This is a genomic window from Staphylococcus sp. GDY8P54P, assembly GCF_017892645.1.
GTDB lineage: Bacteria > Bacillota > Bacilli > Staphylococcales > Staphylococcaceae > Staphylococcus > Staphylococcus ureilyticus.
Window position 1 is genome coordinate 113,949 of sequence record NZ_JAESLN010000028.1, and the last position, 24,948, is coordinate 138,896.

The window sequence follows — 24,948 nt, forward strand, 5'->3', positions numbered from 1 at the left end:
TTGAAATGAATATTCCGAATTGGATAACTGTCTTTAGAGTTATATTAATTCCAGTATTTCTATTATTCGCTTTAGTAGATTTTGGTTTTGGTAATGTAACTTTTATTGGTGGATATGAAATTAGAATTGAATTATTGATTAGTGGTATTATCTTTATTGTTGCTTCGTTAAGTGACTTTGCAGATGGTTACTTAGCAAGAAAATGGCAGCTTGTTACAAATATGGGTAAATTTTTAGACCCATTAGCAGATAAATTACTCGTTTCAAGTGCTTTGATTGCTCTTGTTGAAATTGGGTTAACAAACTCATGGGTTGCGATTATTATTATTGCACGTGAATTTGCGGTTACAGGTTTACGTTTATTACAAATCGAACAAGGTTTTGTAAGTGCAGCAGGCCAATTAGGTAAAATTAAAACGGCGGTTACGATGATTGCGTTAGTATGGATTTTACTAGGCGACCCATTAGCTACATGGATTGGTTTTCCAATAGGTCAGGTGCTATTATACATAGGGGTATTCTTTACGATTCTATCTGGTATTGAATACTTTTATAAAGGTAGAGATGTATTTAAGGCTAAATAATATGAGTTTGGTTCTGGTAAACATGAATTCAACTGGAAAGTGTTTTTAAGCACCTTTCCAGTTTTTTGTTAAAAAAGTATATCTTGATACAGAATCGTTATTCATTAAGACAGAATAATCTTCAAACGAAATTTTAGTTTTTAAATAGAATTGGATTTATAATATAAATAATAAGTTTAACAAATTAAATAGCGAAATTTTTCTTTCGGACAAGGAGGGGAAAGTGTGAATATATCAATTATAGCAGTTGGATCTGAATTATTGCTGGGTCAAATTGCAAATACCAATGGTCAATATCTATCAAAATTATTTAATGATATAGGACATAGTGTTGTAGAACACACTGTAGTAGGAGATAATCCTAATAGACTTGAAAGAGCAATACATTCATCATTGGAACAATATGATGCTGTTATTCTTACTGGTGGATTAGGACCTACTAAAGATGATTTAACAAAGCATACGGTAGCTCAAATATTAGATCGCAATTTAGTAACGGATGAAAAGTCATTGATGTATATTGAGCATTATTTTAAAGATCAAAATGTTGAAATGACTCCGAACAATAAACAACAAGCACTAGTCATTGAAGGCGCAACAGTTTTAGAAAATAAAGTAGGTATGGCACCAGGTATGCTGATTGAATATAATGATAAACACATCGCTCTATTGCCTGGTCCACCTAAAGAAATGCAACCGATGGCAAAAGATGGCTTATTACCATATTTTTTAACTGGAGAAGGTATTATTTTTTCAGAATTATTGCGTTTTGCAGGGATAGGTGAATCTAAAGTTGAAACTATTTTAATTGATTTGATAGATAATCAAACAAATCCTACTATTGCACCATTAGCTGGTACGCATGAAGTTAATATAAGACTGACGGCGAATGGTAACTCTAAACAAGAGTGTGAAGCACTAATAGCACCAGTAAAAAAAGAAATCCTGTCACGTATAGGTAAATATTACTACGGGTCAGATGATAATTCCATCGAATCATCCTTTTTAGCACATATGAAACAATCATTTGCAATCTATGATGGTGTAACAGATGGCGAATTATATTCTAGAATGAAAGATCATGATTATTCAAATAAGCTATTTGGTATGTTACCCCATCACCAACAGTTTATAAATTCTAAAGAGGAGATGGAGCATCAATTACTAATTTCATGCCGTATCGTCAAAGATTTGTATAATGCTGAAATTGGTATTTCATTATTACATGAAAATGGTACGGTATACTTAGGTATTTTAGAAAACGAATACCTAACCATTAAATCATTTAAAATGACGAAGAATAGAAATTTAATAAAAAAAAGATCACAAAACTATTCATTGATTAGATTATTAAACTACTTTAGAGAAAAAAATTAATAATTCAAAACAAACAATGATTAGTACGTACGTTCCCTTTTTGTGAAGAATCGTTCTATTGATAGCGAACAAATATTCGCAAAATGCTTGCAGAATACTTTAAATCAATGTATAGTATGGTTAAGATATTTTTCAGAGATAAATCTCATTTAGGAGGTCCAGTGTTTTGGATAATGATCGTCAAAAAGCTTTAGATACAGTAATTAAAAATATGGAAAAATCATTTGGTAAAGGTGCAGTAATGAAACTTGGTGATAATGAAGCACGTAAAGTTTCTAGTGTATCAAGTGGTTCGGTAACACTAGATAACGCATTAGGAGTTGGTGGTTACCCTAAAGGTAGAATCATAGAAATATATGGGCCAGAAAGTTCTGGTAAAACAACAGTTGCATTACATGCCATAGCCGAGGTACAAAAAAATGGTGGTATCGCTGCATTTATTGATGCTGAACATGCTTTAGACCCTGTTTATGCAGAAGCATTAGGTGTTGATATTCAAAACTTATACTTATCTCAACCAGATCATGGTGAGCAAGGTTTAGAAATCGCTGAAGCATTTGTTAGAAGTGGTGCGGTTGATATCGTCGTTGTCGACTCAGTAGCTGCGTTAACACCGAAGGCTGAAATTGAAGGCGAAATGGGCGATACACATGTCGGTTTACAAGCACGTTTAATGTCACAAGCATTACGTAAATTGTCTGGTGCTATTTCTAAATCAAATACAACTGCTGTATTTATAAACCAAATTCGTGAAAAAGTTGGCGTTATGTTTGGTAATCCTGAAACGACACCAGGTGGACGTGCATTAAAATTCTATAGTTCTGTACGTTTAGAAGTTCGTCGTGCTGAACAGTTGAAACAAGGTCAAGAAATTGTTGGTAACAGAACAAAAATCAAAGTGGTAAAAAACAAAGTAGCACCTCCATTTAGAGTGGCTGAAGTTGATATGATGTACGGAAAAGGTATCTCTAAAGAAGGAGAGCTCATAGACCTTGGTGTAGAAAATGAAATCGTTAATAAATCGGGTGCTTGGTATTCATATAATGGTGAGCGTATGGGACAAGGTAAAGAAAACGTTAAATTATATTTAAAAGAAAATCCAAAAGTTAAACAAGAAATCGATCAGAAATTGCGAGAAAAACTTGGTATTTTTGATGGTGACGTAGATGAAAAAGAGGAAGAAGATGCACCAGCTACACTTTTTGATGAAAAAGATGAGTAACTTATAATTTAAATTAAAATATAATAGTTTTCCTTATAAAATAAGTATGTATTTATAAATACATACTTATTTTTTTGTGATTGCATATAGGTTCAAAATTATTAAATAAAAATTTTTTATGATGAAAAAACAACAAGAAATAAGCAATAGCAGTAACTGTAACTATTTTAATGTAAAAGAAGCTATTCAAATATTTAATTAATGTAGTTGCACACCTTGACACTTCTTAGTTTGAAACCGTACAATTACATTGTATGATTCTTATATAACTTCATATAATCATATTGAATTTGATATACAGAGCAAAATCCTAGAAAAAGGGGGTGTTTGTGTGAATTTATTAAACCTCCTACTCATTTTGCTAGGTATTATTCTCGGAGTTGTTGTAGGGTATATTATTGCCCGAAATATATTGCATCAAAAGCAATTACAAGCAAGACAAACTGCAGAAGATATTATCGAACATGGTAATAAAGAAGCAGAGAATATTAAGAAGGAAAAGCTCCTTGAAGCTAAAGAAGAGAATCAAATCTTAAAAGAGCAAAGTGAAAATGAACTTCGTGAAAGACGCGGTGATCTTCAAAGGCAAGAAGCACGACTTCTTCAAAAAGAAGAAAACTTAGAGCGAAAATCTGATCTTTTAGATAAAAAGGATGAGATTTTAGAGCAAAAAGAGTCTAAACTTGAAGAACGACAACAACAAGTAGATGCAAAAGAGAGTAGTGTTCAGTCATTAATAAATAAGCATGAACAAGAATTAGAACGCATCTCTGGTCTCACTCAAGAAGAAGCTGCTAACGAACAACTTCAAAGAGTCGAGGAAGAATTGTCACATGATATTGCAATACTTGTTAAGGAAAAAGAGAAAGAAGCAAAAGAAGCAGTCGATAAAAATGCAAAAGAATTATTAGCAACTACTGTACAACGGTTAGCTGCAGAGCATACTTCAGAATCTACAGTATCAGTTGTTAATTTACCAAATGACGAAATGAAAGGTCGAATTATTGGTAGAGAAGGTAGAAATATAAGAACGTTAGAAACGTTAACTGGTATTGATTTAATTATAGATGATACACCAGAAGCAGTTATTCTATCAGGTTTTGACCCAATTAGACGCGAAATTGCAAGAACTGCATTAGTAAATCTTGTTTCAGATGGACGTATCCATCCTGGAAGAATTGAAGATATGGTTGAAAAAGCTCGAAAAGAAGTTGACGATATTATAAGAGATGCTGGTGAACAAGCAACATTTGAAATTAATGTGCATAATATGCATCCAGATTTAGTTAAAATTCTAGGTCGTTTACAATATCGTACTAGCTATGGTCAAAATGTGTTAAAACATTCTATAGAGGTTGCCCATTTAAGCGGCATGTTAGCGGCTGAATTAGGAGAAGATGTTACATTAGCCAAACGTGCTGGACTACTTCATGATGTTGGTAAAGCTATCGACCATGAAGTTGAAGGCAGTCACGTTGAAATTGGTGTAGAATTAGCTAAAAAATACGCTGAAAGTGAAACAGTATTAAATGCTATACATTCACATCACGGTGATGTAGAACCAACTTCTATTATTTCTATATTAGTTGCAGCAGCAGATGCACTATCAGCTGCAAGACCAGGTGCTCGTAAAGAGACCCTAGAAAATTATATTAGAAGGTTAGAAAGACTAGAAACACTCTCAGAAAGTTATGATGGTGTTGAAAAAGCATTTGCAATCCAAGCTGGTAGAGAAATTCGAGTTATCGTATCACCAGAAACTATCGACGACTTAAAGTCACACCGCTTAGCAAGAGATATTAAGAGTCAGATTGAAGATGAACTTCAATATCCTGGCCATATAAAAGTGACAGTTGTTCGTGAGACTAGAGCAATTGAATACGCAAAATAATAAATAAGAACTTAATTAAGTTACGGAATAACTGCTAGTAGAGATGTAAAATTTTACTAGCAGTTATTTTTAGTTTGTAAAACCGATATTATTAAGAAGTATAGTTAAAGTAAAAATACATTGTGGTTAACTTCACCCTTTTTCGATTTAACATATTTCACTCGTAACAGCTGACACTTGGATTGGATAGAATGATTTATTTGTGAGAGCTATTGCAAGATCGGATTATGTAAACCATATTACAGCACAATCACACTCGTACATGCTTTAATTCAAAAGACTAGGTTAGAAATCTGGAAAAAAACAAAGGAGTCTAGGATGAACAATAATGTTCCCCAGACTCCTTTGTTTTGAAACTAAACACTATACTTCAGTCTCTTTTATTACTGTGAATTACGTTAAGTTATTTTAATTCTAAATCTACTTTACTTAATTCTTTAATTACTTCGGCAGTGTCATAACAATTCGTGGAGATATTGGCATATCTTTCAGCAAGTCTATAAGCATTGATATATAACTCCAAGCTATCTTTAGCAATCTCCTCCGGATTGTCACTATTTGAAGGGTTTGCAGAAACAACTAAATCAGCAAAATGCTGTGGATCAATATTAATTGACATATCTTACATACAACTCCTATTTTTTTGAAATGATACATAACTATAATATAAATATTACCACCAATCATAAATTTAAAACAAAGTAATGTTTATGAATATTTATTAAAGAGCCTTTTCATCATCGCTAATTTCAATTAAACTAACAGTAAGAGAGGATGACACGTAAATGAGAATTTTATTTATTGGGGATATTGTTGGTAAAATAGGTAGAGAAGCTATTTCAAACTATTTGCCTAAGCTAAAACAAACTTATAAACCTACGGTTACAATCGTAAATGCAGAAAACGCAGCACATGGTAAAGGTTTGACTGAAAAAATATACAAATCTTTATTAAGAGAAGGTGTTGATTTTATGACAATGGGTAATCATACATATGGTCAACGACAAATTTATGATTTTATAGAAAATGCCAATCGTATGGTTCGCCCGGCCAATTTTCCAGATGAAGCACCTGGTGTTGGTATGCGCTACATTCAAATTAACGAAATCAAATTGGCTATCATTAATTTACAGGGACGAGCATTTATGCAAGATATTGATGATCCGTTTAAAAAAGCTGATGCGTTAGTAACTGAAGCAAAAAAAGAAACAGATTATATCTTTGTTGACTTTCATGCTGAGACGACTTCAGAAAAAAATGCAATGGGATGGTATTTAGATAATAGAGTTAGTGCTGTTGTCGGCACACATACACATATCCAAACTTCAGATGAAAGAATATTACCTGGAGGCACAGGATATATAACAGATGTAGGTATGACAGGATACTATGATGGTATTCTTGGTATTAATCGTGAAGAGGTGATTACGCGTTTTATCACAAGCTTACCACAAAGACATGTTGTTCCTGACGAAGGTCGTAGTGTATTATCAGGTGTGATTATAGATTTAAATAAAGATGGTAAAACAAAACGTATCGAACGTATTCTTATCAATGATGACCATCCTTTTAAATAATCGTCCATTAGTATGAATTTTAAAATAAACCGCTCTTTTCATAGTAAAAGCGTGGTTTGTTTTGGTATGATGAAATATGAATTATTATAACCACTAGGAGGCTAGATGATATGAAATCTCAAGTATCATGGAAAGTGGGCGGACAACAAGGGGAAGGTATCGAATCAACAGGTGAAATCTTTGCCACTGCTATGAACCGTAAAGGATACTACTTATATGGGTATCGTCATTTTTCAAGTAGAATCAAAGGCGGTCATACAAATAATAAAATTAGAGTATCAACATCACCAGTACATGCAATTAGTGATGATTTAGATATATTAATCGCATTTGATCAAGAAACAATTGAAGTGAACCACCATGAGATGCGTAAAGACAGTGTGATTATTGCTGATAGTAAAGCTAAACCAGAAAAACCTGAACATTGTGACGCACAATTGGTTGCGCTACCTTTTACTGCAACTGCGAAAGAATTAGGCACTACTTTAATGAAAAATATGGTCGCGGTTGGAGCGACATGTGCAGTAATGAACTTAGACATTTCAGATTTTGAGACACTTATCACCAATATGTTTACTAAAAAAGGTGATAAAGTTGTAGAAATGAATATTGAAGCATTGAATGAAGGTTACCGTTTAATGAACGAACAATTAAGTCATATTGATGGTGATTTTGTTTTAGAAAAAACAGAAGGCACACCACATCTATATATGATTGGTAATGATGCGATAGGTCTAGGTGCGTTGTCAGCTGGTTCTCGATTTATGGCAGCTTACCCTATTACACCAGCATCTGAAATCATGGAATATATGATTGAAAATTTACCCAAAGTTGGGGGTACTGTTGTACAAACTGAAGATGAAATCGCTGCGGCAAATATGGCAATAGGCTCTAACTATGCTGGTGTACGTGCATTTACAGCGAGCGCTGGTCCTGGTCTTTCACTCATGATGGAAGCAATTGGCCTTTCTGGTATGACGGAAACGCCATTTGTTGTAATCAATACACAACGCGGCGGTCCGTCCACTGGATTGCCTACCAAGCAAGAACAATCAGACCTTATGCAAATGATCTACGGAACGCATGGCGATATACCTAAAATAGTTGTAGCACCAACAGATGCTGAAGATGCATTTTACCTTACGATAGAAGCTTTCAATCTTGCTGAAATGTATCAATGCCCGGTCATTATTTTAAGTGATTTACAATTGTCATTAGGTAAACAAACTGTAGAATCATTAGATTATAATAAAATTGAAATAAACCGAGGAGAAACGATTCAATCAGATATAGAAAGAGATGAAGATGATAAAACATACTTCAAACGATATGCGTTGACTGAAAGTGGGGTCTCTCCAAGACCAATCCCTGGAGTTAAAGGGGGCATCCACCATGTCACAGGTGTGGAACATAATGAAGAAGGTAAGACAAGTGAAGCAGCTGATAACAGACAACAGCAAATGGATAAACGGATGCGAAAAACAGAACATCTATTGATCAATCAACCTGTAGAAAATAATGCAGTCCATGATGAAGCAGACATACTTTATTTAGGTTTCATCTCTACTAAAGGTGCGATTCAAGAAGGTAAAGAAAGGTTAGAGCAACAAGGATTGAAGGTTAATCATTTACAAATCAGACAACTACATCCTTTCCCAAGCAAAACGATACAAGAAGCGGTTGATAAAGCTTCAAAAGTTGTCGTTGTGGAACATAACTATCAAGGACAACTTTCTAATATATTAAAAATGAATGTGAACGTTGGAGATAAATTAATTAATCAAACGAAATATGATGGTACGCCATTCTTACCAAATGAAATAGAAGCCAAAGGATTAGAAATTGCCAAAAATTTAAAGGAGTTGGTATAAGTGGCAACATTTAAAGATTTTAGAAATAATGTGAAGCCCAATTGGTGCCCAGGTTGTGGAGATTTCTCTGTTCAAGCAGCTATTCAAAAAGCAGCTGCAAATGTTGGGCTAGAACCTGAAGAAGTTGCAATTATAACAGGTATCGGGTGTTCAGGCCGCTTATCAGGTTATGTTAATTCATACGGTGTACATGGGATCCATGGTCGTTCATTACCATTAGCACAAGGCGTGAAAATGGCTAATAAAGACTTGACCGTAATTGCCTCTGGTGGTGATGGTGATGGGTATGCGATTGGTATGGGACATACGATCCATGCGTTGCGTAGAAATATGAACATGACATATATAGTGATGGATAACCAAATCTATGGTTTAACTAAAGGACAAACATCACCTTCATCAGCACAAGGGTTTGTGACTAAATCTACGCCTAAAGGTAATATTGAAAAAAATGTTGCGCCATTAGAACTTGCGTTGTCTTCAGGTGCTACATTTGTTGCACAAGGTTTTTCTAGTGATATTAAAGGATTAACTAAAATGTTGGAAGATGCAATTAACCATGACGGTTTTTCATTTGTTAACGTATTCTCTCCATGTGTAACATATAATAAAGTCAACACTTATGATTGGTTTAAAGAAAATCTTACAAGTATTGATGAAATTGAAGATTTTGATGCGACCGACAAACAAAAAGCTACTCAAAAGGTTTTAGAGTATAATTCATTACTTAAAGGCATTGTATATCAAGACACGGAAACACCTTCTTATGAATCTCAAATTGAAGAAATAGAAGGTACAGCATTAGCCAAAAAAGATATTCACCTTGATGAACAACAATTTAAAGACTTAACAAAGCAGTTTGTATAAGCGTTTATCTACTTAAATAAGAATCAATAGCGTAAAATAACTAGCTGATCACAAAAGATGATTTTCATAGAAAAAATCATTGTTTTATATTTGTGAATCAGCTAGTTTTATATTTATATACGAAAAATGGAAGGTTAGAGAGATATGGTTGATTACTTTGAAACAATGACGGAATTATTAACTTACACAAATGAAGATAAAGATTGGGAAATTCAAACGTGTGAAAGAGATTCACCAGTACTTATTACTGCTGTCCATGGCGGTGCTATAGAAAGAGGAACTACTGAAGTTGCACAACATTTAAGTGAAACAGGTAATTATAGTTTTTATAGTTTTAAAGGTGTAAGAAAAAATAAAAACAATGAACTTCATGTAACTTCAATTCATTTTGATGAGCCAAAATTACAAAAGATTGTGACTGAACATGCTCAAGTTATATCTATACATGGTTGCATGGGTAAGAAAAATGAAGTGTATATCGGTGGTAGAGATAAAGCACTAATTACGCAGATAAAACAAACGTTAAATGAAACAGGAATCGTTACAAAGGATGCACCTTCTCATATTTCTGGTAAACAACAGGATAACTTTGTGAATTGTGGTCAAAAAGGTATGGGGGTACAGTTAGAATTGACTGTTAACTTTAGGAAGCATTGTTTTGTTAATAAAAAATTTAATTTAAATGACCGAGAAAATCGTTCGAACTGGTCAACCTATTTAGAAGCGTTTTCAAAAGCAATGATTAAAGCAATCAATAATCAGCAATAGTTAACTGTAAATATTGAGTTAATAAATTATCAAAAACTTAACAGTGATTTAAAATAATGGACGCTAAAATGTGGTATACAAAAAGTGTACATATAAAATAGAGGGGGATAATCAATGGCTGATCGATTTAAATCTATGACGGAATTAATGCAGCTAACGGAGGAAAATACGGATTGGATTATTAATTCAATTGACCGAAATAGCAATGTTATCATAACTGCAATTCATGGCGGAGCAATAGAACCTGCTACTACCGAATTGGCGGAATTAACAGCTGAAAAAGGTGGTTTTGACTACTTTACGTTTAAAGCAATTAGAACAAAAGGTAATGCAGAATTACATGTGACGTCCAGACATTATGATGAACCTAAATTAATGAAAATGATTGCAAATAATCAATATGCCATCGCGATACATGGTTGTAAAGGTGAAGATGAAATTGTTTATATGGGTGGTAAGGATGAGCAATTAATGGATGAGATGACGGCAGAATTTGAAAAATTAGGGATAATTGTCAGACAAGCCCCGTCACATATGTCTGGTGCGCATGATGACAATATTGTAAATTGCTGTAAAACTGAGAAAGGTGTCCAACTCGAGTTAACCTCAGGAATAAGAAAGAAATTGTTTGAAAATGAACGTTATAATAAAAAAAGTAGAGAGAACAGTAGTAACTGGGCTCAGTTTATGTATGATTTTGCAGATGCAATTATTAATGCTACTAAAAATTTAGTGTAATATTGAAAAAGAAAAGCAAATAAGTTATTATAGATTTATTATATCTATAATAGGAAGATGATAAATTTATGAAATTTTCAAAAGCGACTGATTATGCTTTACATGCACTGTTATTTATGATTAATAATCAAGGTGATCAAAAAAAGATTCCTGTACAAGACTTAGCATCAGTTTTAGGTGTTTCTACAACTTATTTATCAAAAGTAATGACACGTTTAGTTAAGCGTAATATCATTTCTGCTAGTAGTGGTGCTAAAGGCGGATATCAATTAAAGAATGGATGGGATTCAGTATCTATCTATGAAGTCATTGTTACGATAGATGGGGAGCAAAGTTTATTAGAAGACACTTTTAATCATGATGAAGGCTGTCCTATCAAAGCTATAATGGAAGATGTTGAAACAACTTTGGTAACAACTTTGAAGCAAAAGAAACTATCGAGTCTGCTAAAACCTGTAGTTAAATAATTTTATAGTATAGAAATAGCAAAGCATAAACTATTTCTATACACTTTTTTAAAACTATTATAGATATTAAAAGTCTTTAATAGACGTGTAATTAAAAGGAGTGGAATGATGGAATATGAAGTAATTGTCATAGGCGGTGGCCCAGCAGGTATGAGCGCTGCATTGAATTTTGGTAGAGGAATGATGCATACATTAGTCATTGATGAAGATAAACCACGAAATAAAGTTACTCAATTATCACATGGTTATTTAACGCAAGATGGTATTTCGCCACAAAAATTTAAACAACAAGCTATAGAAGATGTCTCCAAATACAAAGATGTATCCATAGTGAATGCAAGGGTCGTAGATATTATACAAATTGAATCCGGATTTAAAGTATCAACAGCATCAAAATCCTATACAGCCAAGCAAATACTTGTTGCTACAGGTGTTAGAGAACATTTACCTAAAATAAATAATATTGAATCCTTTTACGGTAAAACGGTATTTTATTGTCCTTGGTGTGATGGCTTTGAAATGAAACATACTCAATTAGGCGTATTTTACTCTGATAAAGATGTAATACACATTGTTAAATTATTGAGAAATTTTTCGAAAAAAATCACTGTATTTACTAATGGTATTGAAACGTTAGAGCCAGAGGCAATTAAATTTTTAGAACAACATCATATTGAGGTCTGTTCAACAACGATCAAAAAACTATTAGGAGAGCAGGGACAATTAAAAGGAGTCGAATTAGAAGATGGTAATGTCATAAAAATAGAAGGTGCATTTACACAAATGGGGTGGGATACCGAATTCAATTTTCTAAATAATATATTGTTAGAACGTGATGAACAGGGCAAAATCAAATCATCACCATATGGAGAAACAAATATTAATGGATTATATGTAACTGGAGAGACTAAGGACAATTTTCCTAGCCAATTAATCGATGCGGCTTCAAATGGTGGTAACGTTGCTAAAAATATGATGATGTCACTTATAAACGAAACCTATCAATAAATAAACAAAGCTTTCGATTTCTATACCTTAAGTTAATGTTTTGGTAAACTGAAGGTAAGTAAAATTTAAGGGGTTGAACAAGTATGAATGATACTTTAATGAGTGTACAAATTATTCCTAAAACTGCTAATGGTGAAGATGTTATACCTTACGTAGATGAAGCAATTCAAGTGATCGATGATTCTGGTTTGGAATATCGCGTTGGACCTTTAGAAACAACTGTACAAGGTGAGATGAATGAATGTTTAATATTAATCCAAAAGTTAAATGAGCGAATGGTAGAACTAGAAATACCAAGTACTATCAGTCAAGTGAAATTTTATCATGTTCCAGAAGGTATAACGATTGAAACATTAACTGGAAAATATGATGAAATCTAAGTAGTTTTCTTGTAAGGTATTGCATTATGATAGTGTAAAATTGAAATTAAAGTCATAACTATAAGGTACATCGTTTATTTAATAAATGTTATTAAATGATACGTAAGTGCCTTATTTTTGTATCATTATTTTATTAAAAATGTTTGTTATTGGACAAAGTATATTTAATCAAGATGGTTTTTATTGTAAAATGTACTTTTGAAATCAACATTCATTATTGTAGATGACTTTTGCACTTTATTGCTAAATTTAATATAATGAAATAATGATTATAGATAAAGTTATAGAACTTTGAACGACTCGATTGTAAAACAGCGAGATAAGATCTATTTTAATGCGTTTGTTCATAGTTTTTATGATATAGAAAGGGTTTTGTTAGCGTGAATGAAGAACAAAGAAAGCAAACTTCTATAGATGTTTTGGCCGAGCGCGATAAGAAGACAAAAGATTATAGTAAGTATTTTGAGCATGTATACCAACCACCAAGTTTAAAAGAAGCACGTAAACGTGGTAAAGAAGAAGTACATTATAACCGTGATTTTCAAATCGATGAAAAATATCGTGGTATGGGTAAAGGTAAAACATTTTTAATAAAAACATATGGTTGCCAAATGAATGCACATGATACAGAAGTAATGGCAGGTATTTTAAGTGCTTTAGGTTATCAGCCAACAGAAGAAATCGATGAAGCGGATGTTATTTTAATTAACACTTGTGCAATTCGTGAAAATGCAGAGAATAAAGTGTTTAGCGAGATTGGCAATTTAAAACACTTGAAAAAAGAAAAACCTGAAACAGTTATTGGTGTTTGCGGTTGTATGTCTCAAGAAGAATCAGTCGTGAATAAAATATTAAAATCATATCAAAATGTGGATATGATTTTTGGTACGCATAATATACACAGACTGCCTGAAATACTCGAAGAAGCTTATCTCTCAAAAGCAATGGTGGTAGAAGTTTGGTCTAAAGAAGGCGATGTAATTGAAAATTTACCTAAAGTCAGAAAAGGTAATATAAAAGCATGGGTTAATATCATGTATGGTTGTGACAAATTCTGTACATACTGTATTGTGCCATTTACACGAGGTAAAGAGCGAAGTAGAAGACCACAAGATATTATAGACGAAGTTAGAGATTTAGCTCGTCAAGGATATCAAGAAGTTACACTATTAGGTCAAAATGTTAATTCATATGGTAAAGATATTGATGGATTAGAATATGGACTTGGCGACTTGCTAGAAGATATTTCGAAAATAGATATTCCTAGAGTACGTTTCACTACGAGTCACCCATGGGATTTCACCGATCGTATGATAGAAGTGATTGCTAACGGTGGAAACATCGTTCCACATGTGCATTTGCCCGTACAATCAGGAAATAATGCTGTTCTTAAAATTATGGGACGTAAATATACGAGAGAAAGCTATCTAGATTTAGTCAATCGTATTAAGTCAAAAATACCTGATGTTGCTTTAACAACAGATATTATCGTAGGCTATCCAAATGAAACAGCAGAACAATTTGAAGAAACATTGACTTTATATGATGAAGTAGCATTTGAACATGCATATACGTATATTTATTCTCAAAGAGATGGCACGCCAGCAGCTAAAATGAAAGATAATGTACCATTAGAGGAAAAAAAGTCAAGATTACAACAGTTAAATAAAAAAGTAGCCTATTATTCTGAACAAGCTATGGCACAATATGAAGGCCAAACAGTACAAGTTCTTTGTGAAGGTGCTAGTAAGAAAGATGATACAGTACTTGCAGGTTATACGAATAAAAATAAACTAGTTAATTTTAAAGCACCTAAAGAAATGATTGGAAAGATTGTTGATGTAAAAGTTGATGAAGCTAAACAGTTTTCATTGAATGGTACGTTTTTAGGCGTTAGTAAAAAAGCAGTGGTGACACAATAATGTATGAAAAAGATGAAATATTGGCAGAGGCAGATAAACTCAGTCAACGTATTCAATCATTAGACACTGTTAAAGAATATCAAGCGATTGAACAGCAAATTCATCAAAATAAAAATATTGAAACGCGTATGAAAGACTTGAAAAAAACGCAGAAACAGTCTGTTAATTTACAAAATTATGGTAAACAGCAGGCACTGCGTCAGTCTGAAGATAAAATTCAAGATATCGAGCAAAACCTCAATATTATACCTATTGTTGAAGAATTTAGAGAATCACAAGCGGAGGCAAATGACTTATTGCAAATGATGATTAGTACGATGTCAAACCGTTTAAATGAAATTTAACAAGATAAAGATTAATGCATAATCCATATGTAGAAAGGAAATGAGCAATATGAAAACAAGAAAATTAACACTGACTGCGATATTGATTGCAATAAATGTAGTGTTAAGTAGCATTGTTGTTATACCACTTGGGCCTATCAAAGCGGCGCCTATACAACATTTAATCAATGTGATATGTGCGGTATTTGTGGGACCTTGGTTTGGTCTGGCACAAGCGTTTATTTCTTCGCTGTTAAGAATGGTGTTTGGTACCGGTAGTTTCTTTGCATTTCCTGGAAGTATGGTAGGTGTATTATTAGCAAGTGGTTTTTACTTTTATCGCAAGCATATTTTTATGGCAGCAATCGGTGAAGTTATAGGTACAGGCATCATTGGTAGTATTATGTGTATACCATTAGCCTGGGTATTAGGTTTTGCTAACTTTGCTGTCAAGCCTTTAATGATTGCTTTTATTGCTTCAAGTGTGATTGGTGCAATGATTAGTTATGTTATTTTAATGGTTATGAAAAGAAAAGGCATCTTAAAACGATTCTTATAAATATGAAAAGGTTAAGTTTCATTGCTTTTAACATATCAATGATTTAATTATAATGTGGATTTGTAATTAACTAATTGTATGTGCAAATGAAGCTTAATCTTTTTTATTTTATAAATATCATTCATCAAGTAGTTAAACGACAACATTTTACATCAATCCTAATTTGTAAGCATAAGCGTAAAAACTAAAGTTATGTTAAAATTTAAGAGTTAAATGGACAATAAAAATATCGAAATATGGTTTAAAAGTACGAAATAATATAAGAATAGAAACTAGTTATAAAGTAAAAATAGCAATCAGTTAAACAAGTGAGCAACCATCTGATTTAATGATATAACATACATAAATAATAGTTTATTTAATGTATTGTAAATAACAGTAAGAAACTAATAGAAGGATTGTGAAAGATTAAATGACTAACCAAACGCCAATGATGCAACAATATTTAAAAATAAAATCACAATATCAAGATTGTTTATTATTTTTTAGATTAGGCGACTTTTATGAAATGTTTTTTGAAGATGCGAAAGAAGCTTCTAGAGTTCTAGAGATTACATTAACAAAGCGTGATGCTAAAAAAGAAAATCCTATTCCTATGTGTGGGGTACCTTACCACTCAGCAGATGGCTATATTGAAACATTAATTAATAATGGATATAAAGTAGCTATTTGTGAGCAAATGGAAGATCCTAGACAGACAAAAGGAATGGTGAAACGTGAAGTTGTTAGAATCGTTACGCCAGGTACGGTTATGGATCAAGGTGGCGTAGATGAAAAACAAAATAATTATATTTTGAGCTTTGTACAAATAAATGACTGTTATGCATTAAGCTATTGTGATGTGTCTACGGGAGAACTAAAAGTAACTTCCTTTAACGATCAAGCTACATTAATAAATGAAATAACAACCATTAATCCAAATGAAATCGTGGTAAATGAGCATATTGATGAAGAACTAAAACGTCAAATAAGTTTAACAACTGAAACGATTACAGTATTGAATGAAATATCAGATGCACATTATGCAGTAAATACTAGTAACGAACAATCTTTATACAATGCGACTCAGTTATTACTTGATTATATTTTTCATACGCAAAAACGAGATCTATCTCATATAGAAACTGTTGTTAAATATGAAGCAGTAGATTTTATGAAAATGGACTTTTATGCAAAAAGAAATTTAGAATTGACAGAAAGTATTCGTCTGAAAAGTAAAAAAGGGACATTGCTATGGTTGATGGATGAAACTAAGACCCCTATGGGTGCAAGAAGATTAAAACAATGGATTGATAGACCGTTAATCCACAAAAATCAAATTGAATCACGTCTAGATACAGTTGAGCAATTTATAGACTTTTTTATAGAGAGAGATACATTGAGAGAACATCTTAATCAAGTATATGATATCGAGCGCTTAGTTGGTCGAGTGAGTTATGGTAATGTAAATGCTAGAGATCTAATTCAACTCAAACATTCAATTTCTGAAATACCCAATATTAAGCAATTATTAGATCGTTTAGATACAGAAACTACTGAGCAATTTAAAGCTCTTGAACCTTTAGATGAACTGTTAGCATTATTAGAAAATAGTTTGAAAGAAGAACCGCCAATATCTGTTAAAGAAGGTGGATTATTCAAAAAAGGGTTTAATCAGGAGCTAGATGAATATTTAGAAGCATCGAAGAATGGTAAATCTTGGTTGGCTGAACTTCAGACTAAGGAGCGTCAACGCACTGGTATTAAATCACTGAAGATTAGCTTTAACAAAGTGTTTGGATACTTTATTGAAATTACAAGAGCCAACTTGCAAGGTTTTGACCCTTCTGCATATGGTTATCATCGTAAACAAACCTTATCAAATGCAGAACGGTTTATTACGGATGAATTAAAAGAAAAAGAAGACATTATATTAGGCGCTGAAGATAAAGCGATTGAATTAGAATATCAATTATTCGTTGAATTACGTGAACAAATAAAGACATATACAGAACGCTTACAAAAACAAGCAAAAGTTATTTCTGAATTGGATTGTTTGCAAAGTTTTGCCGAGATAGCACAAAAATATAATTATGCAAGACCTGCATTTAGCGAAGACAAAACACTTAAATTAACAAATTCGAGACATCCTGTTGTAGAACGCGTTATGGATCACAACGACTATGTGCCAAATGATTGTAATTTAGATCAAGATACGTTTATCTATTTAATCACTGGACCTAATATGTCTGGGAAATCTACTTATATGAGACAAGTTGCAATCATAAGCATTATGGCACAAATGGGTGCTTATGTGCCGTGTGAAACAGCTGTATTACCAGTTTTTGATCAAATATTTACAAGAATTGGAGCTGCAGATGATTTAGTTTCTGGTAAAAGTACATTTATGGTTGAGATGTTGGAAGCACAAAAAGCACTCGCTAACGCTACAGAAAATAGTTTAATTATTTTTGATGAAATAGGTAGGGGAACCTCTACTTATGATGGATTAGCATTGGCACAAGCAATGATTGAATTCGTGGCACATACTTCTCATGCTAAGACATTATTCTCTACACATTATCACGAGTTAACAACATTAGATCAGTCGTTGCCTTCGTTGAAAAATGTTCATGTTGCAGCAAATGAATACAAAGGTGAGCTTATCTTCTTACACAAAGTTAAAGACGGGGCTGTCGATGATAGTTATGGTATCCAAGTTGCGAAGTTAGCACATTTACCAGAAGCAGTTATATCACGTGCACAAGTGATTCTAGATGCATTTGAACAAAATAATAATCATGGACAAGCGACAAATGAACAAATGAACGTTGTTAAATCGGGCGTGGAAGCACCGCCGATAGAAAAATCATTTGTATCTGAAAACGAGCACAGCTATAACGATGACAAGCAAGCACAAAGTAGCCACCAATTTGAACAAGCAGCTTTTGATTTGTTTGATTATCCTGCGGAACAAAGTGAAGTAGAGACTGAAATTAAGCAATTAAATTTATCGAATATGACACCGATAGAAGCTCTAGTAAAACTTAGTGAATTACAAAAACAGTTAAAATAGAGGTGAGGTCATTCAATGGGTAAAATAAAAGAATTACAGACATCTTTAGCAAATAAAATAGCAGCCGGTGAAGTAGTAGAAAGACCTGGATCGGTTGTGAAAGAATTATTGGAAAATGCAATTGATGCTCAAGCGACAGAAATAAACATAGAGGTTGAACAATCAGGAGTCGCTTCTATACGTGTGGTTGACAATGGTACTGGTATAGAAATCGATGATTTAGACTTAGTATTCCATCGCCATGCAACAAGTAAATTAGATGCAGATGATGATTTGTTCCATATTCGCACATTAGGATTTCGCGGTGAGGCTTTAGCTAGTATTTCTTCAGTTTCTAAGGTGACATTGAAAACATGTACAGATAATCAAGAAGGCCAAGAAATTTATGTGGAAAATGGGGAAGTTTTAAATCGAAAACCAGCTAAAGCAAAAAGAGGCACAGATATTTTGGTAGAGTCATTGTTTTATAATACGCCAGCACGTTTAAAATATATTAAAAGTCTCTATACAGAACTTGGAAAGATTACAGATATCGTGAACCGTATGGCTATGAGTCATCCTGATATTCGTATTTCACTAGTTTCTGATGGTAAAACAATATTAAAAACAAATGGATCAGGTAGAACAAATGAAGTCATGGCAGAAATTTATGGTATGAAAATTGCAAAAGATCTAGTTCATGTAACGGGTGATACAAGTGATTATCATTTAGATGCTTATTTTGCAAAGCCAGAACATTCTAGAAGTAATAAGCATTATATTTCTATCTTTATTAATGGCAGATATATTAAAAACTTCTTATTAAATAAAGCAATTTTAGAGGGCTATCATACTTTATTAATGGTCGGTCGTTATCCAATATGCTATATCAACATTGAAATGGATCCGATATTGGTAGATGTTAATGTGCACCCAACTAAACTAGAGGTAAGGTTATCAAAAGAAGACCAGCTTTTTGAATTAATTGTGACAAAAATTCGTGAAGCATTTAAAGATCGTATTTTAATTCCTCAAAATGATATGGATAAAATGACGAAGAAAAACAAGGTATTAGACCAATTTGAGCAACAGAAAATGGACTTCGAAAAACGGCAACAACAAAATAACCTTGAGCAAAATGTTGAGCAATCAAGTGAACCAAACGTGAATAATGCAAATAACGCAAGTGCAGACAATTCAACATCCTATATAAATCAACCGGATAATGAACGAAGCGGCATTCAGGAGTCACAAAATGATTATGATGATTATAAGAAAATACAAAATGATTTGCTTTATGATTTAGAAACGACAAGTAGTGATTCTACTGATAACGAAGTATCAACCGCGGATAACATTTTACAAGACAATGGTGAAGAAGATATTAAAGGGCGCGTGAGTGCTTCGCCAACACGTAGAATACCTTATATGGAAATTGTTGGACAAGTGCATGGCACTTACATCATCGCTCAAAATGAAAATGGTATGTTTATGATTGATCAACACGCAGCTCAAGAAAGAATAAAGTATGAATATTTCAGAGAAAAAATTGGTGATGTTGTAAATGAAAGTCAAAATTTATTGATTCCATTAACTTTCCATTTTTCAAAAGATGAATTAATGATAATTAATCAATATAAAGATGAATTAGATAAAGTAGGCGTGCATTTAGAACCATTTGGTGGACATGATTACATTGTAGATAGCTATCCAGTATGGTTTCCTAAAGAAGAAGCTGAAGAAATCATCAAGGATATGATCGAATATGTATTAGAACATAAAAAAGTTGACGTGAGAAAAATTCGTGAAGAAGCTGCGATTATGATGAGCTGTAAAAAATCAATCAAGGCTAACCACTATCTAAAAAATAACGAGATGGCAGATTTAGTTAATCAATTGAGAGACACTGAAGACCCATTTACCTGTCCACACGGTAGACCCATTATTATTAATTTCTCAAATTATGAATTAGAACGCCTATTTAAACGTATTGTCTAAGGAGGAATTCATGTTGAAACCGCATATTTTGCCTGCAGTTCGCTCAATGAAAGATTTAGAAAAATTAACGATGACCGATTACAAGGCATGTGTCATGTTAGATGCGCATATCGGACATGTTAAAAGTATTATGGGTCTATTAAACAAGAATAAGATTGAAACATACATGCATATCGATTTAATCAAAGGTATGAGCCATGATGAATTTGCTTGTGAATATATCATTCAAAATTATCATCCTAAAGGCATCGTTTCAACTAAGACAAAAGTAATTAATAAAGCAAAATCATTAAATACTACAACCGTGTTCAGAGTGTTTGTATTAGATAGTCATGCACTATCTAGAAGTATCGAATTGATTAAGCGTGTAGAACCAGATTTTGTGGAAGTTTTACCTGGTATTGCTACTAAAGCAATACGTATCATTAACGAAGAAACGAATACTGCAGTAATTGCAGGTGGGCTCATAAATAGCAAAGAAGAAGTAGATGTTGCAGTTTCAAATGGTGCAAAATATATTACAACTAGTGACCGATCACTATGGTAATCGAATCATGTATTGTCACTAAAATGATAAAAATTTAACTATTTCCATATTATTGATTCATTTATTTGTAATCAATCGTTGTGAACGAGTATAAGGGGATGACGACAATGATAAAACCAAAGCAATTGAAAGTAGGAGACACAGTAGCAATTGTGTCTCTTTCTTCTGGTTTAGCAGGTGAAAGTAATATGTTATGGCGAACTCGACAAGGCATTCAACGTTTGGAAAATGAATTTGGCTTAAAAGTCAAAGTAATGCCAAATGCCTTAAAAGGTGTAGCGTTTATTCACAATCATCCAGAATGTAGAGCTAAAGATTTAAATGAAGCAGTAAAAGATCAAGAAGTTAAAGCTATTATTAGTTGTATTGGCGGAGAAGATGCGATACGTATTTTACCTTATGTAGATTTCCAAGCAATTGCAAACAACCCTAAAATATTCAGTGGTTATTCAGATACAACAACAGTACATTTGATGTTTTATAAAATGGGAATAGTTAGTTTTTATGGTCAGGCATTACTTACTGACTTTGCAGAAAATATAGCAATGGATACATATACAGTAGAGAATATTAACAAGTGTTGGTTTAATACAAATAAAATAGGAAAAATAGAACCAGCATTTTATATGAGACCATATGGATTAAAATGGAATAAACAAAACAAATATACATGTAGAGCTAAAATAGAACAAAAAGAATACGAAATATTAAATGGAAATAAAAAAGTGAGCGGACACCTTTTAGGTGGAAATCTAGAAACTTTTGTTGATTTAATGCATACATCAATATTTCCTGAAATTGAAGCATTTAATGGTGCAATATTATTTTTAGAAACCTCAGAAGACACACCTACACCTGATATGTTTGCTAAATATTTAGAGGAATTGCTGAAGCAAGGGATTTTAAATCACCTGAATGGTATGATTTTTGGCAAGCCATTTAATAATGTATATTATGAAAATTATAAAAGAGAGATATTAAAAATAATTAAAAAAAGCAATAATCCTAAAATGGTAGTTTTTTATAATTTATCATTTGGTCATAACGAGCCCAAACATGCGATTCCTTATGGGTTAACGGCACAAATTGACCCATTGACTAGTCAATTTAGTATTGATGAAAATAGTGTGATATCAACTTGAGTTGTGACAACTTTTTTACAAAGTATTTGACAACGCTTACAACAACGGTGTAAGATGTACACAAGTTAATATTTAGAACAGAGATGGGAGATTTCTACAGTAATTAAACCGGTGGTTCACAACTGGATATAATTGTAGGGGTCTCCCTGTCTTATTTTAGGAGGAGTCTTTATGAGTGAATATTTTGCTGAATTTTTGGGAACAGCAATACTTATACTATTTGGGGGAGGCGTTGTTGCAAACGTCAACTTAAAAAGAAGTAATGGGAATGGCGCAGATTGGATTGTTATTGCTACAGGTTGGGGATTAGCAGTTACTATGGGAGTGTACGCGGTAGGTAATATTTCAGGTGCACATTTAAATCCTGCAGTTACTTTAGCATTTGCCATGGATGGTGCCATTAGTTGGGCTATGGTGCCAGGCTATATTATCTGTCAAATTCTAGGTGGTATCGTTGGTGGTGCATTAGTTTGGTTAATGTATTTAGTACAATGGAAAGCCACAGAAGACCAAGGCACAAAATTAGCTGTATTTTCTACAGCACCTGCCATTAAAAACTATTTTGCAAACTTCATGAGTGAAATTATTGGTACAGGTATTTTAACAATGGGGCTTTTATTCATTGGTATGAACAAAATTGCTGATGGTTTAAATCCATTAATTGTCGGTAGTTTAATCGTTGCAATTGGATTAAGTCTAGGTGGGCCAACAGGTTATGCAATTAACCCAGCTCGTGATTTAGGTCCACGTATTGCACATGCGATTTTACCAATCGCAGGTAAAGGTGATTCTAATTGGTCATATGCAATTGTACCTGTGTTAGGGCCTGTAACTGGTGGTATGATTGGTGCAGTGATTTACAGATTATTTTACAAAGGTGCATTTGATACAATGTCGGTAGTTGCTATCGTATTATTAATTATCACACTTATTTTAGGCGTAACGTTAAATAAAGCGAAAAATGCTAAAGGTATAGAAACTATATATTAATTACGTTTAATTTAAGTGTATTTACGTTAAAATATAACTAGATATTATTGTCATTGTATTAATATAAAATTATTAGTTGAGTGAACTAATAAAAATTGGGTACAGAGAAATATATATATCAATGTGAATTACATATGTAATTCGTATTACGAACATTTGAAGAGGGAGCTAATCATTATGGAAAAATATATTTTGTCAATCGACCAAGGCACTACGAGTTCGAGAGCAATTCTATTTGATCAAGATGGAAAAATTAAAGGAGTTGCACAGCGTGAATTCAAACAATATTTTCCAAAATCAGGCTGGGTAGAACATGATGCCAATGAAATTTGGACGTCCGTTTTAGCTGTTATGGCGGAAGTTTTAAATGAAGAAAACATCGGTGCAGATCAAATAGCTGGTATTGGTATTACAAACCAACGTGAAACTACGGTAGTATGGGATAAGAAAACATCAAGACCAGTGTATCATGCGATTGTTTGGCAATCTCGTCAAACTCAAGGCATTTGTCAAGAATTAAAAGAACAAGGTTTAGAAGATAAATTTAGAGAAAAAACAGGTCTTTTACTAGATCCATATTTTGCTGGAACAAAAGTTAAATGGATTCTAGATAATGTGGAAGGTGCTAGAGAGAAAGCTGATAATGGAGATTTATTATTCGGTACTATTGATTCTTGGCTAGTGTGGAAATTATCTGGTGGTAAAGCTCATATTACAGATTATACGAATGCAAGCCGTACGTTGATTTATAATATCCATGATTTAGAATGGGACCAAGAATTATTGGATATATTAGAAATTCCAAATACTATGTTACCTGAGGTTAAAGAATCTAGTGAAGTTTATGCAAATACCATTGATTATCATTTCTTCGGACAAGAAATTCCAATTGCTGGTATTGCAGGTGACCAACAGGCAGCATTATTTGGTCAAGCATGCTTTGAACGTGGAGATGTAAAAAACACTTACGGTACAGGTGGCTTTATGCTGATGAACACTGGTGAAGAAGCTGTAGCATCTGAAAGTGGATTATTAACAACAATTGCCTATGGACTAGACGGAAAAGTTAATTATGCACTTGAAGGTTCTATCTTTGTTTCAGGATCAGCTATTCAATGGTTGAGAGATGGATTGAGAATGATTAATTCTGCACCACAATCAGAAAATTACGCGGAACGTGTAGAATCTACGGAAGGTGTTTATGTTGTGCCAGCATTCGTAGGTTTAGGAACACCATATTGGGATGCTGATGCACGTGGAGCAATCTTTGGTTTAACGCGTGGTACTGAAAAAGAACACTTTATTCGTGCTACATTAGAATCATTGTGTTATCAAACACGTGATGTGCTTGAAGCAATGGAAAAAGATTCTGATATTACAGTAAATAACCTACGTGTCGACGGTGGTGCTGTTAAAAATAATTTTATTATGCAATTCCAATCAGACCTATTAAACGTGAGTGTGGAACGTCCAGAAATTAACGAAACAACAGCTTTAGGTGCCGCTTATTTAGCTGGTTTAGCTGTAGGTTTCTGGGATAGTAAAGATGAAATTGCTAACCGTTGGAAACTTGAAAAAGAATTTAATCCAGATATGGAAGAAAAAGAAAGAAATAAATTATACAAAGGCTGGAAAAAAGCTGTAGAGGCCACTCAAGTCTTTAAGTTAGACGAAGAATAAAAG

22 protein-coding genes are annotated in these 24,948 nt (G+C 33.1%); 21 read left to right on the forward strand and 1 reads right to left on the reverse strand.

Annotation, left to right across the window (positions count from 1 at the left end):
- Positions 1-5: 5 nt before the first annotated feature.
- The 4 genes from pgsA (at position 6) to rny (ending at position 5,074) form a co-directional block, all read left to right on the forward strand.
- Positions 6-584 (forward strand): CDP-diacylglycerol--glycerol-3-phosphate 3-phosphatidyltransferase, encoded by a 579-nt coding sequence (gene pgsA / locus KA883_RS09235; RefSeq protein ID WP_046208613.1) that lies wholly within the window; start codon positions 6-8, stop codon positions 582-584.
- A gap of 225 nt (positions 585-809) precedes the next feature.
- Positions 810-1,961: a CinA family nicotinamide mononucleotide deamidase-related protein gene (locus KA883_RS09240; protein WP_046208612.1), complete on the forward strand. Its 1,152-nt coding sequence runs from the start codon at positions 810-812 to the stop codon at positions 1,959-1,961.
- A 166-nt stretch (positions 1,962-2,127) separates the two neighbouring features.
- Positions 2,128-3,183: a recombinase RecA gene (gene recA, locus KA883_RS09245; protein ID WP_046208611.1), complete on the forward strand. Its 1,056-nt coding sequence runs from the start codon at positions 2,128-2,130 to the stop codon at positions 3,181-3,183.
- Between the two features lie 331 nt (positions 3,184-3,514).
- The gene (rny, locus tag KA883_RS09250; RefSeq protein WP_019468711.1) at positions 3,515-5,074 is read left to right on the forward strand and encodes a ribonuclease Y; all 1,560 of its coding nucleotides are present in this window, start codon (positions 3,515-3,517) and stop codon (positions 5,072-5,074) included.
- 403 nt (positions 5,075-5,477) lie between these two features.
- On the opposite strand, the gene KA883_RS09255 is transcribed toward rny, so the two are convergent.
- Entirely contained in the window at positions 5,478-5,693 is a 216-nt protein-coding gene (locus tag KA883_RS09255) for a hypothetical protein (RefSeq protein ID WP_046208610.1), read from the reverse strand.
- A 166-nt stretch (positions 5,694-5,859) separates the two neighbouring features.
- On the opposite strand from KA883_RS09255, the gene KA883_RS09260 reads away from it, so the two are divergent.
- The 17 genes from KA883_RS09260 to glpK all read left to right on the forward strand — a co-directional run bounded on the left by KA883_RS09260 (position 5,860) and on the right by glpK (position 24,945).
- Positions 5,860-6,651, forward strand: coding sequence for a TIGR00282 family metallophosphoesterase (locus KA883_RS09260; RefSeq protein ID WP_046208609.1), 792 nt, complete (start codon positions 5,860-5,862; stop codon positions 6,649-6,651).
- A gap of 110 nt (positions 6,652-6,761) precedes the next feature.
- Positions 6,762-8,522 (forward strand): 2-oxoacid:acceptor oxidoreductase subunit alpha, encoded by a 1,761-nt coding sequence (locus KA883_RS09265; protein WP_046208608.1) that lies wholly within the window; start codon positions 6,762-6,764, stop codon positions 8,520-8,522.
- Positions 8,523-9,389, forward strand: a complete 867-nt coding sequence (locus tag KA883_RS09270) for a 2-oxoacid:ferredoxin oxidoreductase subunit beta (RefSeq protein ID WP_046208607.1) — start codon at positions 8,523-8,525, stop codon at positions 9,387-9,389. It begins immediately after the preceding gene.
- Positions 9,390-9,533: 144 nt separating this feature from the next.
- Positions 9,534-10,157, forward strand: coding sequence for a poly-gamma-glutamate hydrolase family protein (locus KA883_RS09275; protein WP_046208606.1), 624 nt, complete (start codon positions 9,534-9,536; stop codon positions 10,155-10,157).
- 114 nt (positions 10,158-10,271) lie between these two features.
- Positions 10,272-10,895 (forward strand): poly-gamma-glutamate hydrolase family protein, encoded by a 624-nt coding sequence (locus tag KA883_RS09280; protein WP_046208605.1) that lies wholly within the window; start codon positions 10,272-10,274, stop codon positions 10,893-10,895.
- Positions 10,896-10,963: 68 nt separating this feature from the next.
- Entirely contained in the window at positions 10,964-11,362 is a 399-nt protein-coding gene (locus KA883_RS09285) for an RrF2 family transcriptional regulator (protein WP_046208604.1), read from the forward strand.
- 108 nt (positions 11,363-11,470) lie between these two features.
- Complete coding sequence (locus KA883_RS09290; protein WP_046208603.1) at positions 11,471-12,370, forward strand: NAD(P)/FAD-dependent oxidoreductase; 900 nt, start codon at positions 11,471-11,473, stop codon at positions 12,368-12,370.
- Between the two features lie 83 nt (positions 12,371-12,453).
- Positions 12,454-12,750: a thiamine-binding protein gene (locus tag KA883_RS09295; protein ID WP_046208602.1), complete on the forward strand. Its 297-nt coding sequence runs from the start codon at positions 12,454-12,456 to the stop codon at positions 12,748-12,750.
- A 380-nt stretch (positions 12,751-13,130) separates the two neighbouring features.
- Positions 13,131-14,672, forward strand: coding sequence for a tRNA (N6-isopentenyl adenosine(37)-C2)-methylthiotransferase MiaB (gene miaB / locus KA883_RS09300; protein WP_046208601.1), 1,542 nt, complete (start codon positions 13,131-13,133; stop codon positions 14,670-14,672).
- Positions 14,672-15,016, forward strand: coding sequence for a YlbF/YmcA family competence regulator (locus tag KA883_RS09305; RefSeq protein WP_210139960.1), 345 nt, complete (start codon positions 14,672-14,674; stop codon positions 15,014-15,016). Before miaB ends, KA883_RS09305 begins: the two co-directional genes overlap by 1 nt.
- Before the next feature lie 49 nt (positions 15,017-15,065).
- A complete protein-coding gene (gene thiW, locus KA883_RS09310) occupies positions 15,066-15,554 on the forward strand; it encodes an energy coupling factor transporter S component ThiW (protein ID WP_046208599.1) in 489 nt (162 codons plus the stop codon).
- A gap of 433 nt (positions 15,555-15,987) precedes the next feature.
- Positions 15,988-18,609, forward strand: coding sequence for a DNA mismatch repair protein MutS (mutS, locus tag KA883_RS09315; protein ID WP_481906485.1), 2,622 nt, complete (start codon positions 15,988-15,990; stop codon positions 18,607-18,609).
- 15 nt (positions 18,610-18,624) lie between these two features.
- Positions 18,625-20,586 (forward strand): DNA mismatch repair endonuclease MutL, encoded by a 1,962-nt coding sequence (gene mutL / locus KA883_RS09320; protein ID WP_046208597.1) that lies wholly within the window; start codon positions 18,625-18,627, stop codon positions 20,584-20,586.
- A gap of 13 nt (positions 20,587-20,599) precedes the next feature.
- A complete protein-coding gene (locus KA883_RS09325) occupies positions 20,600-21,133 on the forward strand; it encodes a glycerol-3-phosphate responsive antiterminator (protein ID WP_046208731.1) in 534 nt (177 codons plus the stop codon).
- 107 nt (positions 21,134-21,240) lie between these two features.
- Positions 21,241-22,275 (forward strand): S66 family peptidase, encoded by a 1,035-nt coding sequence (locus KA883_RS09330; RefSeq protein ID WP_046208596.1) that lies wholly within the window; start codon positions 21,241-21,243, stop codon positions 22,273-22,275.
- Positions 22,276-22,446: 171 nt separating this feature from the next.
- Complete coding sequence (locus KA883_RS09335; protein WP_046208595.1) at positions 22,447-23,265, forward strand: MIP/aquaporin family protein; 819 nt, start codon at positions 22,447-22,449, stop codon at positions 23,263-23,265.
- 177 nt (positions 23,266-23,442) lie between these two features.
- On the forward strand, positions 23,443-24,945 hold the full coding sequence (glpK, locus tag KA883_RS09340; RefSeq protein ID WP_046208594.1) for a glycerol kinase GlpK: 1,503 nt from the start codon (positions 23,443-23,445) through the stop codon (positions 24,943-24,945).
- Positions 24,946-24,948 lie beyond the last annotated feature (3 nt).

Bases quoted from the DNA above. Each gene is read 5' to 3' on its own strand.
- pgsA (WP_046208613.1), top strand. From the start codon at position 6: ATGAATATTCCGAATTGGATAACTGTCTTTAGAGTTATATTAATTCCA.
- KA883_RS09255 (WP_046208610.1), bottom strand. From the start codon at position 5,693: ATGTCAATTAATATTGATCCACAGCATTTTGCTGATTTAGTTGTTTCT.
- KA883_RS09260 (WP_046208609.1), top strand. From the start codon at position 5,860: ATGAGAATTTTATTTATTGGGGATATTGTTGGTAAAATAGGTAGAGAA.
- KA883_RS09265 (WP_046208608.1), top strand. From the start codon at position 6,762: ATGAAATCTCAAGTATCATGGAAAGTGGGCGGACAACAAGGGGAAGGT.
- KA883_RS09275 (WP_046208606.1), top strand. From the start codon at position 9,534: ATGGTTGATTACTTTGAAACAATGACGGAATTATTAACTTACACAAAT.
- KA883_RS09280 (WP_046208605.1), top strand. From the start codon at position 10,272: ATGGCTGATCGATTTAAATCTATGACGGAATTAATGCAGCTAACGGAG.
- KA883_RS09285 (WP_046208604.1), top strand. From the start codon at position 10,964: ATGAAATTTTCAAAAGCGACTGATTATGCTTTACATGCACTGTTATTT.
- KA883_RS09290 (WP_046208603.1), top strand. From the start codon at position 11,471: ATGGAATATGAAGTAATTGTCATAGGCGGTGGCCCAGCAGGTATGAGC.
- KA883_RS09295 (WP_046208602.1), top strand. From the start codon at position 12,454: ATGAATGATACTTTAATGAGTGTACAAATTATTCCTAAAACTGCTAAT.
- KA883_RS09305 (WP_210139960.1), top strand. From the start codon at position 14,672: ATGTATGAAAAAGATGAAATATTGGCAGAGGCAGATAAACTCAGTCAA.
- thiW (WP_046208599.1), top strand. From the start codon at position 15,066: ATGAAAACAAGAAAATTAACACTGACTGCGATATTGATTGCAATAAAT.
- mutS (WP_481906485.1), top strand. From the start codon at position 15,988: ATGCAACAATATTTAAAAATAAAATCACAATATCAAGATTGTTTATTA.
- mutL (WP_046208597.1), top strand. From the start codon at position 18,625: ATGGGTAAAATAAAAGAATTACAGACATCTTTAGCAAATAAAATAGCA.
- KA883_RS09330 (WP_046208596.1), top strand. From the start codon at position 21,241: ATGATAAAACCAAAGCAATTGAAAGTAGGAGACACAGTAGCAATTGTG.
- KA883_RS09335 (WP_046208595.1), top strand. From the start codon at position 22,447: ATGAGTGAATATTTTGCTGAATTTTTGGGAACAGCAATACTTATACTA.
- glpK (WP_046208594.1), top strand. From the start codon at position 23,443: ATGGAAAAATATATTTTGTCAATCGACCAAGGCACTACGAGTTCGAGA.